This window comes from Actinacidiphila oryziradicis (assembly GCF_005047355.1).
GTDB classification, from domain to species: Bacteria; Actinomycetota; Actinomycetes; order Streptomycetales; family Streptomycetaceae; genus Actinacidiphila; species Actinacidiphila oryziradicis.
In genome coordinates, this window is record NZ_SUMC01000008.1 from 18,085 (window position 1) to 34,742 (window position 16,658).

At 69.7% G+C, this 16,658-nt stretch carries 19 protein-coding genes and 1 pseudogene; 7 read left to right on the forward strand and 13 right to left on the reverse strand.

The annotated features are described in order from the left end of the window. Positions 1 to 7: 7 nt before the first annotated feature. Positions 8 to 346 (reverse strand): hypothetical protein, encoded by a 339-nt coding sequence (locus FCI23_RS10965; RefSeq protein ID WP_136723314.1) that lies wholly within the window; start codon positions 344 to 346, stop codon positions 8 to 10. A 281-nt stretch (positions 347 to 627) separates the two neighbouring features. Here FCI23_RS10965 and FCI23_RS10970 point away from each other — a divergent pair, with 281 nt between their 5' ends. Together FCI23_RS10970 and FCI23_RS10975 are read left to right on the forward strand one after the other, a co-directional pair. Next, complete coding sequence (locus FCI23_RS10970; RefSeq protein WP_136723315.1) at positions 628 to 1,485, forward strand: helix-turn-helix domain-containing protein; 858 nt, start codon at positions 628 to 630, stop codon at positions 1,483 to 1,485. Continuing rightward, on the forward strand, positions 1,482 to 1,709 hold the full coding sequence (locus tag FCI23_RS10975; RefSeq protein WP_136723316.1) for a DUF397 domain-containing protein: 228 nt from the start codon (positions 1,482 to 1,484) through the stop codon (positions 1,707 to 1,709). The genes FCI23_RS10970 and FCI23_RS10975 overlap by 4 nt, the downstream gene beginning before the upstream one ends. A 386-nt stretch (positions 1,710 to 2,095) precedes the next feature. On the opposite strand, the gene FCI23_RS10980 is transcribed toward FCI23_RS10975, so the two are convergent. The 6 genes and pseudogenes from FCI23_RS10980 to FCI23_RS11005 form a co-directional block, all read right to left on the reverse strand. Continuing rightward, positions 2,096 to 2,680: a hemopexin repeat-containing protein gene (locus FCI23_RS10980; RefSeq protein ID WP_169316761.1), complete on the reverse strand. Its 585-nt coding sequence runs from the start codon at positions 2,678 to 2,680 to the stop codon at positions 2,096 to 2,098. A 229-nt stretch (positions 2,681 to 2,909) separates the two neighbouring features. Then, positions 2,910 to 3,089, reverse strand: a pseudogene (locus FCI23_RS10985) (ABC transporter permease); the annotation flags it as partial. Between the two features lie 89 nt (positions 3,090 to 3,178). Beyond that, positions 3,179 to 5,611, reverse strand: coding sequence for an ArnT family glycosyltransferase (locus FCI23_RS10990; protein ID WP_246143632.1), 2,433 nt, complete (start codon positions 5,609 to 5,611; stop codon positions 3,179 to 3,181). Further along, a complete protein-coding gene (locus FCI23_RS10995) occupies positions 5,608 to 7,143 on the reverse strand; it encodes a bifunctional glycosyltransferase family 2/GtrA family protein (RefSeq protein WP_136723318.1) in 1,536 nt (511 codons plus the stop codon). The genes FCI23_RS10990 and FCI23_RS10995 overlap by 4 nt, the downstream gene beginning before the upstream one ends. A 26-nt stretch (positions 7,144 to 7,169) precedes the next feature. After that, on the reverse strand, positions 7,170 to 8,633 hold the full coding sequence (locus tag FCI23_RS11000; protein ID WP_136723319.1) for a sensor histidine kinase: 1,464 nt from the start codon (positions 8,631 to 8,633) through the stop codon (positions 7,170 to 7,172). 110 nt (positions 8,634 to 8,743) lie between these two features. Beyond that, the gene (locus tag FCI23_RS11005; protein WP_136723320.1) at positions 8,744 to 9,487 is read right to left on the reverse strand and encodes a response regulator transcription factor; all 744 of its coding nucleotides are present in this window, start codon (positions 9,485 to 9,487) and stop codon (positions 8,744 to 8,746) included. A 230-nt stretch (positions 9,488 to 9,717) separates the two neighbouring features. Here FCI23_RS11005 and FCI23_RS11010 point away from each other — a divergent pair, with 230 nt between their 5' ends. Next, complete coding sequence (locus FCI23_RS11010) at positions 9,718 to 10,563, forward strand: LLM class F420-dependent oxidoreductase (RefSeq protein ID WP_136723321.1); 846 nt, start codon at positions 9,718 to 9,720, stop codon at positions 10,561 to 10,563. Between the two features lie 66 nt (positions 10,564 to 10,629). On the opposite strand, the gene FCI23_RS11015 is transcribed toward FCI23_RS11010, so the two are convergent. From FCI23_RS11015 to FCI23_RS11040, 6 genes are all read right to left on the reverse strand, one after another. Next, positions 10,630 to 10,842 (reverse strand): EF-hand domain-containing protein, encoded by a 213-nt coding sequence (locus FCI23_RS11015; RefSeq protein ID WP_136723322.1) that lies wholly within the window; start codon positions 10,840 to 10,842, stop codon positions 10,630 to 10,632. Next, positions 10,829 to 11,266: an ester cyclase gene (locus FCI23_RS59440; RefSeq protein WP_246143651.1), complete on the reverse strand. Its 438-nt coding sequence runs from the start codon at positions 11,264 to 11,266 to the stop codon at positions 10,829 to 10,831. The genes FCI23_RS11015 and FCI23_RS59440 overlap by 14 nt, the downstream gene beginning before the upstream one ends. A gap of 73 nt (positions 11,267 to 11,339) precedes the next feature. Beyond that, a complete protein-coding gene (locus tag FCI23_RS11025) occupies positions 11,340 to 12,008 on the reverse strand; it encodes a histone deacetylase (RefSeq protein ID WP_407645952.1) in 669 nt (222 codons plus the stop codon). Positions 12,009 to 12,055: 47 nt separating this feature from the next. Next, entirely contained in the window at positions 12,056 to 12,532 is a 477-nt protein-coding gene (locus FCI23_RS11030) for a hypothetical protein (RefSeq protein WP_136723323.1), read from the reverse strand. Between the two features lie 212 nt (positions 12,533 to 12,744). Beyond that, complete coding sequence (locus FCI23_RS11035) at positions 12,745 to 13,296, reverse strand: DUF3455 domain-containing protein (RefSeq protein ID WP_136723324.1); 552 nt, start codon at positions 13,294 to 13,296, stop codon at positions 12,745 to 12,747. A 145-nt stretch (positions 13,297 to 13,441) separates the two neighbouring features. Further along, a complete protein-coding gene (locus tag FCI23_RS11040; RefSeq protein WP_136723325.1) occupies positions 13,442 to 14,422 on the reverse strand; it encodes a serine hydrolase domain-containing protein in 981 nt (326 codons plus the stop codon). Between the two features lie 180 nt (positions 14,423 to 14,602). Between FCI23_RS11040 and FCI23_RS11045 the strand changes: the two genes are divergently transcribed. The 4 genes from FCI23_RS11045 (at position 14,603) to FCI23_RS11060 (ending at position 16,530) form a co-directional block, all read left to right on the forward strand. Beyond that, positions 14,603 to 15,016 carry a MerR family transcriptional regulator gene (locus tag FCI23_RS11045; RefSeq protein ID WP_136723326.1) on the forward strand — a complete coding sequence of 138 codons (414 nt, stop codon included), beginning with the start codon at positions 14,603 to 14,605 and terminating at the stop codon, positions 15,014 to 15,016. A 41-nt stretch (positions 15,017 to 15,057) separates the two neighbouring features. Then, positions 15,058 to 15,390 (forward strand): thioredoxin, encoded by a 333-nt coding sequence (trxA, locus tag FCI23_RS11050; RefSeq protein WP_136723327.1) that lies wholly within the window; start codon positions 15,058 to 15,060, stop codon positions 15,388 to 15,390. A 40-nt stretch (positions 15,391 to 15,430) separates the two neighbouring features. Beyond that, on the forward strand, positions 15,431 to 16,201 hold the full coding sequence (locus tag FCI23_RS11055; RefSeq protein WP_136723328.1) for a maleylpyruvate isomerase family mycothiol-dependent enzyme: 771 nt from the start codon (positions 15,431 to 15,433) through the stop codon (positions 16,199 to 16,201). Between the two features lie 125 nt (positions 16,202 to 16,326). Continuing rightward, positions 16,327 to 16,530: a GNAT family N-acetyltransferase gene (locus tag FCI23_RS11060; RefSeq protein ID WP_136723329.1), complete on the forward strand. Its 204-nt coding sequence runs from the start codon at positions 16,327 to 16,329 to the stop codon at positions 16,528 to 16,530. Positions 16,531 to 16,658: the final 128 nt, after the last annotated feature.

Sequence of the window (16,658 nt, forward strand, 5' to 3'; positions counted from 1 at the left end):
GCGACTGTCACCGCGCCACCTCCACGCCGTGGATCCGGCGCGGACCGATATCGATGCCCACGGTCGCCAGGACGAGCGCCCGGCGTCGCCACCACTGCTGACGCGGTTCGCCGTCCGCGATGAAGCAGAGGTGGATCGTGGCGCTGCCCTCGGGCCCCAGCGGCAACCGGACCCGGTACTGTCCCGGCTGCGCCGGGAGTGCCGGGAGCGCCAGGAGCGCCTTGGCACGTAGTTTGGGCGGCCGTTGCCCGTGAACGGCGAGGTGGGCGCGTGTGTGCCGCCCGGGCGGGCGTGGCGCGGAGAACACCCGCACCCATGCGAACCAGAGAACGATAAGGTTTTTCACGTCGACCTGCTTTCTTCAGGTTGACCACGCCCCGGGACCGGTACAGCGGTCGCCGGGGTCTGTCATTGGCCGTACGACAAGGACGCGGGCAGGTAGGCCCGCAAATGGACATCACCGAAAGTGATGGTTCCGACACTCGCTGAAGCATGCCGACTTCCACCCAGGCATTGCAAGGCCATCACCCGAAAGTGCATATGCACCACAAATGGCGGCTTGCCGCTGCCCCTGTGCGGGACACTGTGAGCCCATAACGCCCATAGCGCCTCCGTGGAGGTTCCAACGTGCCTGCGACACCCACCATGCGCCGCCGTATGCTCGGCGCCGAGTTGCGCAAGAGCCGCGAGGGACTGGGGCTCACGGTCGACCAGGCGGCCGAGCGCCTCGGGTGGCATCAGTCCAAGGTGAGCCGAGTCGAGACCGGTCGCTCCGGCGTCCGTGCCAACGAGGTCGGGACACTGCTGGACGCCTACGAGATCAACGACCCGCAGACGCGGGAAGCCCTCGCGACGCTGGCAAGGGAAGGCAAGCGTCGGGTGTGGTGGGCGCCGTACTCCGATGTGATCACGCACCGATACGCGTCATTCATCGCGTTCGAAGCGGAAGCGGCCTCGGTGCGGAGCTTCCAGACCACGCTGGTCCACGGCCTCCTACAAACGCCTGAGTACGCCCGCGCGGTAACCAACGCGCTCCAGCCGGGCACGCCGCAGGACGAAATCGACGCCCTCGTGAACGTCCGGCTCGCGCGGCAGAACGCCACCCTCCGCAGGGCGGATCCACTCAAGGTCTGGGCCATCATGGACGAGGCCGTCCTGCGCCGGGAGATCGGCGGCGCTGAGGTCATGACCAAGCAGCTGCGTCACCTGCGGGAAGCCTCGGAAGAGCCCAACATCACCGTGCAAGTGCTGCCGTACCAGGCCGGCGCTCACGCAGGACTGCACGGTTCATTCACCATCCTGGAGTTCCCCGTCCGGAGCGATCTCGACGTGGTGTACGCCGATTCGCTGACGAGTAACCTCTATCTCGAACGGGATGAGGACCTCGCGCTCTACAGCGAGGCCTTTGACCGGCTCCGGGCGGCAGCGCTCGATGTGGCGCCGTCGCGCGAACTCATCGCACACGCCATTAAGGATCTTCAATGAGGCATTCGGACCGGCCCGTCATAGACCTCGGCCACGCTGCGTGGCGCAAAAGCACCTACAGCGCAAATCAGGGCGAGTGCCTAGAGGTCGCCGACGGCGTCCCCCGCACCGTCCCGGTCCGGGACTCCAAGGACCCGCACGGTCCGGCGCTGCTCTTCCCCGCACCGGCCTGGACCGCATTCGTGGCCGGCCTGAAGGCCGGGGGCTTGCCCTCCGCTCGCTGATGTAGCTTCCCCGGGAGCGTGGCCAATTCCCAGCGTTAATGGCCACTCGATGGCGAGTTGGCCACGGTTGAACCACCGGGAGCCTCAAGCGTAGGCACTTCGTCCCGGCGGTCACGGGTACGAGTGACGGCCGAGCTGTGGCCCGAACCCGCAGGCTGGGACCGAGCGGGGCATTAGGTGCCGGGGTGGGACGGCCGTTTTACGGTGTGCCATTGTCCTGACCCAGCACCTAATCCAGGGTTGTTGCAAAGTCCCTGCCTGCGAGATCAGCCGTGGTCGTCGCGGTGCGCCTGGCGGAACAAGTCGGCCTGACCCGGGCGCCGGGCCCACGCGCTCTGCCTCTCCGCGCTTTGACACCGCGCGGAGAGGCAGTCAGGGGCTGGCGCCTACGGGAGGCCTGGCCAGCCGCTGGAGATCGGCTTCGGGTAGCCGGGGTCGGTCTTGTCCTTGGCGATGTCGTAGCGCACATACTCCGAGCCGCGGAAGAAGTACGCCTTGCCGTTATTCCACACGACGCCGCCGTTGAGGTCCGCGGGCCACAGCCCGGGCCAGTTTTCAGCGATCGGCTTCGGGTAGCCGGGGTCGGTCTTGTCCTTGGCGATGTCGTAGCGCACGTACTCCGAGCCGCGGAAGAAGTACGCCTTGCCGTTCGGCCACACCACACTGGCGTCGATCCGGTCCGTGAACAGCCCGGGCCAGCCCTTGGAGATCGGCTTCGGGTAGCCCGAGTCGGTCCGGTCGGCGGCCATGTCGTAGCGCGTGTACTCCGAGCCGCGGAAGAAGTACGCCTTGCCGTTGTTCCACACCACGCCGGCGTCGACCCGGTCCGGGAACAGCCCGGGCCAGTGGTCGGCGATCGCCTTCGGGTAGCCGGGGTCGGTCTTGTCGGCCGCTACGTCGTAGCGGTAGTAGATTCGGCCTTCGAACAGGTACGCTTTGCCGTTGTTCCAGAGCACCGGTGCTGTAACCATATGCTCAGACACCTCCTGCGTGACGTACTTCTCGGCTGACCAACTCTCTGCCATCCAGCTAAGACCACTCATCTGGGTTCGGCAATTTGGGGGATATGTTGGCAAATCAATTGAATGTGGGACATTCCGTGAGTTCCCCACGTTCCCCCCTGCTGATCGGTCAGAAGACGCCATCCACTACGCGGACTCGGCGCTGCTGAAACACCGTCACGACGCCTGTCCGGTACAACTAGGCTTTGGCGTCCCGGTTGAAAGCCGCCCGCGCCCACAGGTAGCCGGTCAGGGTGAGACCAACGCACCAGGCGAGGGCGATGATCGCGCTGTTGCCGATCGGAGTGCCCATCAGCAGGCCCCGCAGCGTCTCGATGATCGGTGTGAAGGGCTGGTACTCGGCGAACCAGCGCAGCCCGGTGCGGACAAGGGGCGGTGCCCCGGGGAGAAGACCCCGGGGCACCGCCCCTGCTGGTGGTCGCTACGACTCGATGGTCTTGATGCCTGCTACGACTTGGGGACGGTCAGGTCATAGACCGTGTCACTGCCGACAGTCTTCTTGGTGAAGCTGGACTCGACCCAGGACGTGATCGAGGTGCCGGTGCCGGAGCTGCCGCCACCCATGGCACCGCCACGGCCGCCGCCGCTGCCGGAGCCGATGAAGTAGTGGATCTTGCCATCGGCCACGTACTTCTTGAACTGGGCGAGGGTGGGGGAGGGGTCGGTGCCGTTGAAGCCGCCGATGGCCATCACCGGGTCGTTGGTGGCCAGCTGGTAGCTGGACGAGTTCTGGGAGCCGATGGTGGCGGCGACCCAGGTGTACTTGGAGGCGTCCGTCTCAAGAAGCGTCTTCATGGCGGTGCTGACGGTGGCGCCGTCGAGCAGACCGCCCATGCCGCCCATGCCGCCACCACCGCCCATGCCACCGCGTGCGCCCGCACCGCCGGGGAAGCCCTGCTGGCCCTGCCCCTGCTGCGGGGGCTGGCCGTTCTGGCCGCCCTGGGCGCCGCCGGGAAAGCCGCCGGCCCGGGTTCCGCCGGCCGCGCCGCCGGGAAAGCCGCCGCGGCCGCCACCACCGCCGCCGAAGCCGCCCCTGCCGCCCTGGACAGCGGGACCGGCGGTGACGATGGAGCCGCTGTGCCCGGTGTTCACGGTCTGGAGGGTGTAGGCCAGCGGGCCGCCGACCGAGGCCGCGATGCCCAGGCCCGCCGCGGCGAGGGCGAGCTGCCTGCCGAGCTTGGCGACAAGGAGCAGGCCGACAGCGGCGACGACGCCGCCGATGAGGACCGCGTAGCGGACGCCGGGGTACCAGTCGGTGCTGCGGTTGAGCAGGACGTACGACCAGATCGCCGTGACTACGACGGTGACGGCGAGCACCGCCGAGGCGGCGATCTGCGAGCGCCGCTCCCACAGCATCGTGGCGCCCATGCCGACGAGGGCGCCGATGTAGGGCGCGAGGGCGATGTTGTAGTACTGGTGGAAGATGCCCGACATGAAGCTGAAGGTCAGGAAGGTCATCAGCAGCGCCCCGCCCCAAGCGAGGAACGCACCGCGCTGAGTGTCGGTGCGCTTGGCGCGCCAGGTCAGCCACAGACCCGCGACGAGCAGGATGAACGCCGCCGGAAGCAGCCAGGCGATCTGGCCGCCCATGTCCGCGGCGAAGAGCCGGGTGATACCGGTCGCGCCCCACCGGCTGCCGCCGGCGCCGCCACCGCCGCCGCCCACGGAGCCGGTCTCGTTGCCGGTGATCCGGCCGAAGCCGTTGTACCCGAAGGTGAGGCCGAGGAAGCTGTTGTCCTGCGAGCCGCCGATGTACGGGCGGGACGACGCGGGCCACAGCTCGACGATGGCGACCCACCAGCCGGCCGAGACCAGGATCGCGAGCCCGGCGAGGCCGATCTGGCCGAGCCGCTTGCGCAAGGTCGTCGGGGCGAGCACCCCGTAGACGATCGCGAGTGGCGGCAGGATCAGCCAGGCCTGAAGGGTCTTGGCGAGGAAGGCGAGACCGAAGGCCGCACCGGCCAGCAGCAGCCACTTGGTGTTCGCGTTCTCCAGCGCGCGCAGCACGCAGTAGATGGCGACGACCATGAACAGCGCCAGCATCGCGTCCGGGTTGTTGAAGCGGAACATCAGCGCCGCGACCGGCGTGACGGCCAGGACGCCGCCCGCGATCAGGCCCGCGGCCGCGTTGAAGCGGCGGCGTACGGCGGCGTAGAGCACAGCCACGGTCGCGACACCCATGAGGGCCTCGGGGGCGAGGATGGCCCAGGAGTTGAGCCCGAAGAGGCGGACGGAGAGCGCCATCGGCCACAGGGCGCCGGCGGGCTTGTCGACGGTGATGGAGTTGCCGGAGTCGAGGGATCCGAAGAGGAAGGCCTTCCAGCTCTTGCTGCCCGCCTGGACCGCGGCGGAGTAGAAGGAGTTGGCCCAGCCGGAGTTGTTCAGGTCCCAGAAGTAGAGGACCGCAGTGACCAGCAGCAGCCCGAGGAACGCCGGGCGCACCCATTGCGGGTCCTCCGGGCGCCCGCGCCAGACGCGGGCCGGGAAGCCGCTCGGGCCTTCGCCGTCGCCACCGCCGCCTCCGCCTTCGCCGGGTTCGTCGGCGGGCGGCTGCCCGCCGGGTCCGGCCGGTGTGGGGAGGGTGCCGGGCTCCGCCGCGGCGAGCTGCGCGGTCGCCGTGCCGGTCGTTGTCCCGCCCTGGGTGGTGGTCGCGAGGGCCGTCCCGCTCGTCCCGGCCGTGGCCCGGGGGCCCGACGGCGGGGGCGCGTCGGCCGGTACGGGGGTGCGCTGTACGCCGGCCGGCGCCTGGGCCGGCGCCGGTGGTGGTGCGGACGCGCCCGGAGGCGCCGGAGACATGGCCTCCGGCGCCTGCCAGGGTGAAGACGTTCCGCTCGCCGGGACCTTTGGAATCTGGGCCTCGTCGTTGCGAGACGTGGTCATCGAGAGCTCCTCGGATCATGCTGTTCGTGGGGGTTCACAACCGGCAGTTGCGCCGTCGCGTCCCAGGAGTTGGACGAGTCGAACGAGTTGGGGTGGCTGGTCGGGCTGGTCGGGTCGGACGTCGGGTAGGCGGGATCCTGGGTGGCCCAGGGCTGGGCGCCCTGGGAGGCATAGGGCTGCGGCTGGGCGTCGTACGGCGTACCCGGGCGCACCGGCAGCCAGGCCGGGGCCGGGGCGGGGACCACCTGCTGCTCCACGCCATCGGTGTCCTGGCGGTCCGGGAAGACCCAGGCGCGGAAGAGCAGGAAGCGCAGGACCGTCGCGGCGAGGTTGGCCGCTATGAGGACGGCGACCTCGGTACCGTGCGTGGGTGAGGGGTTCGCGATGTGCAGCGCGGCGAGGGAGCCGCTGGTCAGCGCGAGCCCGATGGCGAAGACGACCAGGCCCATGGCCTGGTGGCGGGCGGCGCCGTCACGGCCCTTGACCCCGAAGGTGAGCCGGCGGTTGGCGGAGGTGTTGGCGACGGCGGAGACCAGCAGCGCCAGCGCGTTGGCGACCTGGGAGCCGGTGCCCATCCGGAAGAGGGAGAAGAGCAGCAAGTAGAAGAGGGTGCTCAGGCCGCCGACGACACAGAAGCCGACCAACTGGCGGGCCAGGCCGACCGGCACGTCGTCGATGTCGCGGTCACGCGGGTCGTCGCCGAAGGGGCGGCGCAGCCGGTCGAGCGGCAGGGCGCCGGTGGCGAGGGCGCGGCCGACCCGCAGGACGCCCTTCAGGTCGTCGGTCGCGGTCTTGACGATGTGGACGGTCGAGTCCGGGTCGTCCACCCAGTCGACCGGCACTTCGTGGATCCGCAAGCCCGCCCGCTCGGCGAGCACAAGCATCTCGGTGTCGAAGAACCAGCCATTGTCCTCCACCATCGGCAGCAGCCGCTCGGCGACGTCCTTGCGGATCGCCTTGAAGCCGCACTGCGCGTCGGAGAAGCGGGCGGCGAGCGAGCCGCGCAGGATCAGGTTGTACGTACGGGAGATGAACTCCCGCTTGGCACCCCGTACGACGCGCGAGGAGCGGGCCAGCCGGGAGCCGATCGCGAGGTCGGAGTGGCCGGAGATCAGCGGGGCGACCAGCGGCAGCAGCGCGTTGAGGTCCGTCGACAGGTCGACGTCCATGTAGGCGAGGACGGGTGCGTCGGATGCGGACCAGACGGTGTTGAGGGCGCGGCCCCGGCCCTTCTGCTCCAGACGGAAGGCGTGCACCTGGGGGATCTCGGCCTGGAGGTCCTGGGAGACGATCGGAGTTCGGTCGGTGCTCGCGTTGTCCGCGATGGTGATGCGAAAGGGGTACGGGAAGGTCCGGGTGAGGTGGGCGTGAAGTCTGCGCACGCACATCTCGAGGTCCTTCTCCTCGTTGTATACGGGGATCACGACATCGAGCACTGGTTTGCTGTGCGAGACGGCCAGGTGCTCTCGTGCGGGCAGAGTGCCCAGGACCTGGGCCTGGGATCCGTTCGGCGAAAGCTGTTGGGTGCGCATGGCAACTACTTTCCCGTGAGGCGCTGTCATGACGTTGTGGCGAGACTGAGAGGCACCTGTGAGTGCGTTACGGGCAGGTGAACCCTGAATATCGTGTTGCCTGGGACGCTCTCGATGACGACCTTTCCGCGGTGCGCGGCGACCACCGCGTGCACGATCGCCAGCCCCAGTCCGGTACTGCCGGCCGCGCGGGAGCGCGAGGCGTCGCCGCGGGCGAACCGCTCGAAGACATGGGGCAGGAGCGCGGGCGGGATGCCGGGGCCGTTGTCGGCGACCTCGATCAGTACTTCGGGCCCGCGCGGGACGACCCGGGCGATGACGGTGGTGCCGGGCGGGGTGTGGGTGCGGGCGTTGGCGAGCAGATTGGTCAGCACCTGGTGCAGCCGGGCGGGGTCGGCCTGCACGGTCGCGGGGTCGTCGGGCAGTTCCAGCCGCCACACGTGGTCGCGCCCGGCGGCGCTGGCCCTGGCGTCGCTGACGGCGTCAACGACCAGCGGCGACATATCGGTCTCGACGAGATCGAGGGGGCGGCCGGCGTCGAGCCGGGCGAGCAGCAGCAGGTCCTCGACGAGGGTGGTCATCCGGCTGGCCTCGGACTCGATCCGGCCCAGCGCGTGCCGCGTTTCCGGGCCGATCTCCTCCCGGCCGCGCCTGGTCAGTTCGGCGTAGCCGCGGATCGAGGCCAGCGGTGTACGCAGCTCATGACTGGCGTCGGCGACGAACTGCCGGACCCTGGTCTCGCTCGCCTGCCGGGCGTGCAGCGCGTAGCCGACGTGGTCGAGCATACGGTTGAGCGCCGCGCCGACCTGGCCGACCTCGGTCCTCGGGTCGGTGTCCACTTCGGGGACGCGCTCATGGAGGGTCACCTCGCCGCGGGCGAGGGGGAGTTCGGAGACCCGGCCGGCGGTGGCGGCGACCCGGTGCAGCGGGCGCAGGGAGTAGCGGATGGTGAGCGATCCGGCGAGCCCGGCGGCGGCGAGGCCGGCCGCGGTGAGGCAGAGCTCGACGATCAGGAGGGTGTTGACGGTGTCCCGGATGCTCGAGATGGACAGCCCGACGACGATCGGCATTGCGCCGGATATTTGCTTGGTGATCACAATCACCCGGTAGCTGCCATGTCCGGGGATGACGATGGTGTGCGCGTGGTGGTCGTTGGCCACTCCGGCGAAGGCCTTGGCCTGCTCGGCGCTGAAGGTGGTGATGTCGAGGTCGCGGTAGTCGTTCGACGGGACCGAGACTCCGGCTGCGGTCACCTCGCCGCTGTTGTTCAGTTGCGCGCCCACGACGCCGGGTCCGAGCACCGGGTTGGTGAGGAAGTCGATGCCGCTGAACTTGGAGGGCCCGCCCACCGCGCGCTGAGCGACGTCGGCCACCTGCTTGTCCACCTTCTGGAAGAGAAAGGACCGCAGCGCGAGTGTGGTGACCGCGCCGATCACCGAGCAAACCACCGCGATCATCACGATCGACGAGACCACCAACCGGGTCCGCATCGACCACTTCCGCCGCGGCCGGTGACCCGGCTTGTACCCGGGTCTGTGGCCGGGCCGCGGCGGCCCGAGCGGGGGGCTTCCTGGGTGGGGGCCCGGTGGGGACGGGACACTCACGTCGCCTCGCCTGGCTTGATCAAATAGCCCGCTCCTCGCCGCGTGTGGATCATCGGGGTACGTCCGGCGTCGATCTTGCGGCGGAGGTACGAGATATAGAGCTCGACGACATTGGCCTGTCCGCCGAAGTCGTAGGACCAGACCCGGTCGAGTATCTGGGCCTTGCTGAGCACCCGGCGCGGGTTGCGCATCAGATACCGCAGGAGCTCGAACTCGGTGGCGGTGAGGTGGATACCGGTGCCGGACCGGCTGACCTCATGACTGTCCTCGTTGAGCACCAGGTCACCGACGCACAGCAGGGATTCGGTACGGGCGGTGGCCGCGCCGGCCCGGCGCAGGAGTCCGCGCAGCCGGGCGACGACCTCCTCTAGGCTGAAGGGCTTGGTGACGTAGTCGTCGCCGCCGGCGGTCAGGCCCGCGATGCGGTCCTCCACGGCGTCCTTCGCCGTGAGGAAGAGCACGGGCACGTCCGGGGTCTCACGGCGTAGCCGGGCCAGCACCTCCAGCCCGTCCATATCGGGGAGCATGACATCGAGGACCACAGCGTCGGGGCGGATGTCGCGCGCCGAGCGCAGGGCGTCGGCCCCATTGCCCTCGGTGTGGACTTCCCAGCCTTCGTAGCGCAGGGCCATGGACAGCAGGTCGGCGAGTGCCGCCTCGTCGTCGACGACGAGAACCCGGACGGCTGAGCCGTCGGGGCGCGTGAGGTCGGTGGCGGCGGGAGATGAGGACGCGGTCATGGGGCCAATCCTGTGAGCGGGGCCTGAGAGGGGCCTTGCTCTTATCTGTGATTTACCTGAGAAAATCCTGTCCCTGGCCAATGACGCTCCAGTGACATCATCTGAGGACGCTAGGGCTCCGCCCTGACAGAACCGTGAGTTGGCCATGAGAAACCGATGAGCATGCGGAATAGCCCCCTTCGGTGCGGGGTTGGCACCGCAATCACCGGACTTCGACGGGAGCCAGAACGATGAGTGGGCTGCGGGACAGGGTTGGCCGCTACGGGATCTGGAGCTCGGGGGCTCATCGCGGCGAGATCCCGGAGGCCGCCGCCGAGTTGGAGGAGCTCGGCTACGGTGCCGTCTGGCTGGGCGGCAGCAGCGGCGTCCAGCACGCGGTGCCACTGGTGGAGGCCACGTCCAAGCTCACCGTCGCCACCGGGATCCTCAGCATCTGGCAGTACGAGGCCGCCGACGCCGCCGCCCGCTTCCTGGAGCTGGATTCCGCGCATCCCGGGCGTTTCCTGCTGGGCCTCGGGGTGAGCCACGCTCAGATCGCCGACCAGTACCGGCGCCCCTACTCTGCGATGGTCGAGTATCTGGACGCCTTGGAGACGGCCGGCGTCCCGGCCGGGCGTGTCGTGCTGGGCGCCCTCGGCCCGAAGATGCTCGAACTCTCCCGCGACCGCGCCGGGGGCGCCCACCCGTACCTCGTCACCGAGGAGCACACCGCGCAGGCCCGCGAAATCCTCGGCCCCGGCCCGCTCCTCGCCCCCGAGCTGAAGGTCGTCCTGGAGGCGGACCCGGACACCGCCCGCACCATTGCCCGCCAGTACCTCGCCAGGTATCTGGCGCTGCCGAACTATACGAACGGATGGCTGCGGCTCGGCTTCACAGAGAACGACTTCACGGGCGGCGGCAGCGACCGGCTCATCGACGCCGTGTACGCCTGGGGCGACGACGCACGCATCCGCAGCCGCATCGACGCCTTCCACGCGGCCGGCGCGGACCACGTCGCCCTGCAGATCGTCACCGGCGGCGCCCCCGGTGCCCTGCCCCGGGCGGAATGGCGCCGGCTCGCCGAGGTGCTGGCGTGACGGCGGCCGGGGTCGTCCCGGCCACGACGGCGGGACGACCCGGGCCGCCGTCGGGCGTCGCGGGGCTCAGGCCTGCCGGGCCGCCCAGAACTCTTCCCAGGAGATCTTGCCGTCCCCATCGGTATCGACGCGCTTGATCAAGCTCTGCGCGACGGTCTCGGTGACGTTGAAGTCCCCGAGCTCCGCCATCACGCTCTTGAACTCAGCGGCCGTGATCAGCCCGTCCCCGTCGATGTCAAAGCGCTCGAACGCCTTCTTCGCCGACTCAATGTCCGCCATGTGTGGCAACCCCTCCATGTACGTTCCGTTCCCGACCCGCACACATTAGACGACCAACTTGGAGGCCGCGCCCGAGGTGCCGCACGGCATCGTCAGCGTCAACTCCCCAACTGTTCCCGTTCCGACGAGGACCGGGCGGCCGCCACCGGCTCCTTCGCACGCGGACCGGGCACGACCGCGCCGCCTCGCACCCACAGCTCCGGCCACCTCCACCGGCCCCGGTGGGCGGTACGCCGAGGAAGGCCCCGGTGTGGCGGCCCGTGCTGCGCCAGCGGATCGCCGGCCGGTCGCCATCCTCGACGATCTCCTCGATCTCGGTCCGCAGTTCGGGAAAGGCCAGGCGTCCGACAGCGAGCACCACCGCGTGCTCGGCCTGATCCTCGCCAAGGACGGCGACGGCGCCGAGCGCGTGATGCGCGAGCATGTCCGTCTCAGCCACCAGGCCCTCATGGCCGGGATCGACGAACAGCAGGACCAGGTCCTGTCCGGGCGATCGCCTAGAGGACCAACGCCGCGATCTCGTCAGGACTCCATGCCCCGGCCGCCCCCGGCCGTCCCGCGAGGTACGCCGTGATCTCCCCGGCCTCCCAGCCGCCCGCCTCGGCCAACCCGCCCGCGATGTACGCCAGATAGCGTGCGGACGGCCTGTTCAGAGCCAGGTCACCCATCCCGCCCGGCGCCGTGCAGGTCAGTGCCGGCACACCGTCCAGCGCGCCGGCGCACACCAGCCTCCCGTAGCGGGTGGACCCCAGCCGCGCCCGGCCGTGCGCCAGCACCTCCGCCAGGTCCAGGTCCCGGTCGGGGGCCCACAGCATCTCCTGGGCAGCGATGTCCGAGAACTGTCCCGCCGTCACCAGGTACGCCCGCCCCCACAGCTCGCCCGGCGCCTCCGGGTCGTAGAACCCCATCCCGCCCGTCCACGCCGGCGACTCCCCCGCGAAGTACAGGCTCCCCGGCAGCACCACCGGCACCGACCGCTCCGGCCGCCGCGCGTCCCTGCACCCGGGATACGTACGTGCTCCGCCCGGCGGCCGGCCTCCCGCCAGGTAGTACTCCAGCCGCGCCCGGTGCATGTTCGACCCGAACGCCACGTACCAGACCTGCCCGACGGCGGACGGCAGCAGCGGCATGACGGGCACCGGTCGCCGCGGGACGGTCAAAGGCATGCTCACCCTCACAACGGTAGGTCCCGCTCATGTCGTCGGTCAGGACGTCAGTCGCGGCTCGCCCCCTGCGGCCATACGACCCGCACGGGTATCCCGGTACGCAGGGCGTAGGTCACCACGTCCGCGGTACCGCCGTACCCGTGCGCGGGCCCGCCGTCCCATACGGCGATGAGCTGGTCCGCCAGGCCGACGAGCACCTCACTGCCGACCATGTACGCATGCGGGTCAGCGTCCGACAGCCCCGTCTGGTGCACCTCGGACGCCCGGCCGATCAGTTCGTCGTATATGGGTCGGTGCCGCTGCGGTAGCGTTTCCCGGTACTTCAGCGCGGGCACAACGACCTCAAGCCTCCCACCGTGTTCGAGGACGGCCTGCGCGAACCACGCGTCCGGTCCCTCCGCGATGCAGGACACCCCCACCAGCTCATCAGCGGGCTGGCGGCCCACGACCCCACGGATAGCTTCCTTCACCATGTCCTCGGTCTTCTCCGACAGGCTCCGGTGTCCAGTGATTCCGACGCGCATAGGTTCCCTCTCCTTTGTCACAGAGGCACGCCGTGGATCTTGGGCGGCGCGCTAAAGCTATACGCACACCGGCAGATCCGCGTTCGTCCGGCCGCCCCATCCACCTCACCCCCGTCGAACGCCCGATGCACCGGCAACAGCGGCATCCTGCCACGGACACGCCAAAAGCCCCCCGGGACCGTCCCAAGGGGCTTCCGAGCAACGCCGGATCGTCAGGCGGCGGGCGCGTAGAACGCGTACGTCGCCGAGTACGGCACCCCTGTCTGGCCCGTGCCCGTGCACGTGCCGGTCGGCGCGACGCCGCCCTCCGTCCGCAGCCGCTGGACGTAACTGACCTTGCCGAAGACGCCGTCCCCGCGGGTGGCCGTCGCCTTCAGCAGCAGCTCGGGCACGGCACCGTCACGGGCAACGCTCGCCACCGCACTGGCATTGACCGCACTGCCGTCCACCGTCGAGACCCAGACCGGCCCGCGCGAGTGCAGCGCGACCGTCTTCTTCCCCGGGTCCTTCTTGTCCCAGAGCGTGGCCGCCGGCTCCACGAACTTCCACGCGCCGTCGGTGCACGCGTACACCTGCACGCCCTTCGCACCGAAGACGCCCACCCGCTCGTTCCCCGCCGGGACCTGCAACGCGGCCGGGATCCCGGACAATTGCGGCTCGTGCTGCGGTGCCGCGGCCTGTCCCGACGTCGCACTCACCAGCAGCGCCGCCCCTGCGAAGACGAGGCTTCCGGCGGCGAGCGTGAGGCGTTTGGCAAGCTTCATTACGTAAGTCTCCAGAAGAATTCGGTAAACGCGGTTCCATGAACGTCCCTCTCCCCGGAAACTACGTTCCGCGGGTCCGATCCGCTCAAAGCCTCCGCGAACGTAAGAAGTCCGTAACCGGGCTGCCCGGCCAGGCAAGCCCGGCTCAGGACGGGTCGTCGGGCTCGAGGAATTCGCGTATGGCCGCCAGGATCCCGTCGGTGCACTTGCTGGACGCCGTCACCGCGACGATGATGCCGCGCGACGGCTGGACGACCGCGAACTGGCCGTAGGCGCCGTCCGCGCGGAACGTCCCGGCGAGGCCGCGCCAGAACTGGAACCCGTAGCCCTGTGCCCACTCGCCCGGCAGATCGGTCTCGATCCGGACCCCGGTGGCCTGCTCCACCCAGTCCTCGCTGACGAGACGGCGGTCACCCCACCGGCCGCCGTCGAGATAGAGCTGACCGAGCGCGGCCAGGTCGGCCGTCCGCAGCCACATGCCCCTGCCGCCCTCGGGGATGCCGCGGCTGTCGGTGTCCCAGCGCGGTGGCGCGATGCCAAGCGGTTCGAACAGGCGGGGAGCCAGAAACTCGGCCATGGTGCGGCCCGTGCGGTTCGCCAGCGCGGCCGACAGCAGGTGGCTGTTCGCGGAGCTGTAGCGAAACCCCGCGCCGGGCGCCAGTTCGAGCGGCGTCTCGAGAAACATACGCACCCAGTCCGCGTCGGGACTGTCCTTCATCGTCGGCCACAGCTCGGATCCATGGCCGCTGGACATCGTGAGCAGATGGCGCAGCGACATCGCTCCGACGTTCGCCCGCACCGACGCGGACGCGTACGTCGGAAAGAACGCGAGTACGGGCTCGTCGACGCCGAGCAGTCCCTCGTCGCACGCCATGCCAACGGCGGTCGACGTGAAGCTCTTGGTCACCGAGAACATCTCGTGCGCGCGCGACGGCGACTGCTCGTGCCACCACCGCTCGAACAGGACCGCGCCGTTCCTGAGCACCATCAGGCTGTCGACTCCGAGGTCGTCGGCGGCGAGCCGGCCGGACAGGTCCGCGAGGCTCGCCGGGTCCACGCCGTACTCGGCCGGCGTCGCCCTCGGCAACGCCGGCATCGGCGCGTCGACGTCCAGAACGCTCGTCATCAGTTCCTGCCCTTCGTTGTGTGGCCCGCGCCATTCTCCTTCCCCGAGGTCGGCCCGAGACGGCCACCACGACGAGGCGGTGCTCACATCCGCTTCACAGGCACCTCAGCTGGCGTTGACGCCCACGGCAAGGTCTACCGTCGTGAGTGTTGGCGCGGGATGCCGAAATGAGGTACTCGGATGCGGATTGGCGAGCTGGCTGAGCACGCGGGGACGACGACCCGCACGTTGCGGTACTACGAGTCGCTGGGGCTGCTCCCGGCGGCCCGCACGGAGAACGGGTACCGGCGCTATGACGCGGACGCCCTGAGGCTGTTGCGGCAGATCCAGACGCTCCAGGCGTTCGGCTTCGAGCTGGAGGAGACCCGCCCCTTCGTCGAGTGCCTGCAAGCGGGCCATCCGGCGGGGGATTCCTGCCCGGCATCCCTGGAGGTCTACCGGCGCAAGCTGGCCGAGCTGGACGACTGCGTCACCCGGCTGGTGCAGGTGCGGGACCAGGTCGCGGCGCAACTGGCCCTGGCGGAGCTGGAAACCGCCGCGAAGGTTCCCGGCGGCCCGGAGCCGCGTTGCGAGCTGGCGCCGCACGAGTCGTGACTCGTAAGCCGAATCGATGAGAGACGAGAAGGGAAGAGCGGATGACACAAACACAGAGTGTGATGTCGGTGACAGATGAGACGTTCGCCGAAGAGGTGCTGCGGTCCGACGTTCCCGTGCTGGTGGACTTCACCGCTTCGTGGTGCCCGCCATGCCGGATGATCGCCCCGGTCCTGGAGGCAGTGGCTGAGGAGCAGGCCGGCCGGCTCAAGGTGGTGCAGCTCGACGTGGATGCGGATCCGGCGACCGCGGCGGCGTACGGGGTGCTGTCGATGCCGACACTCATGGTGTTCCGGGCCGGTGAGCCGGTGAAGTCGATGGTGGGCGCGCGCCCCAAGCGGCGGCTGCTGCAGGAGCTTTCCGACGTCGTATAAATGAGCGGCCCGTCCCGCCGTGGCTGAGTAGGGTCGGGCGATGACTGAGATTACTGGTCCGAAGCACGAGCGGTACTGCGCGGCGGTCGAAGCCGAAGTCGCGCGTTTTGTCGGATTGGTAGGCGCAGCCGATCCGACGACGCCCGTACCGACCTGCCCCGGTTGGACGATCGCCGACCTCGTCAAGCACCACGGCACCACCCACCGATGGGTGGAGCACCTGGTACGGCACCGCGCTACAGAGCGGATCTGGTCCCGGGACGTCCCGCTCGACCTGCCGGAGAACGAGTCCCAGTACCCGGCCTGGCTCGCGGCGGGAGGGTCGGCGGCACTGCGGACCCTGCGCGCCGCCGACCCCGACACGCCCGTGTGGTCGCACGGCGCCGACCAGCATGTGCGGTTCTGGCCGCGCCGGCTGCTCTTCGAGGCCGTCGTCCATCTGGCGGACGCCGAGCTCGCCCTTGGCCGCCGGCCGCAGATCGACGGGGAGACGGCGGCCGACGGCGTCGATGAGCTCCTGCAGCACCTCCCCTTCGCCGCCAGGGTCGCCGAAAACATCCGCCAGTTGGGCCTGGACGGTGAGGCCGTGCACCTGTACGCCACCGACACGGGCACCGAGTGGGTGATCAAGATCGGCGGCGGCGGCTTCACCTGGGAACGCGGCCACAGCGAAGGCACGGCCACCGCGCGGGCCACGGCAGGCGACCTGCTGCTGCTCGTCTACGGCCGGCTGCGGCCGGAACATGAGCGAATCACCACCGCCGGGGATCACGAACTGCTGGCCTCATGGCTGGCGGCCACCGCGCTCTGACCCCCAGAAGGCGCCGGACGGGCGCGGGCGCGTTTGTGGGCGACGGCAGCGCGACGACCCGCCGCCGCGCAATCTAATCCACCCTTTAGATTCCTGGGTTCACCTTCCGGGTAGCCGGGTTATGCATGGCCTGGCTCAAAGTCCAGGCCCCCAACACCGCGGCGATGGCCGCCTACACCAACGCCGGATTCCGTCCCGCCGGGCGCCTGCGCCAAGCCGGGCAGTGGCTCGGCGAGCCCGTCGACAAAGTCCTGACGGACTGCCAACCGGCGACATTCCACACCACCTGGCCTACGTGCGCCCTGCCGTGGGCGACCAACGAGACATAAGGGAGGAGGGAACCCCATGAAGGGATTCATCCTGCGGTCCTGCGATATCCCCGGCTGCCGCAAAGGCGGCTGCTCGACGCCGGACTCCGGCAGCAGCAGCAACGGCGGAAAGTGAAGGATGCGGCCCC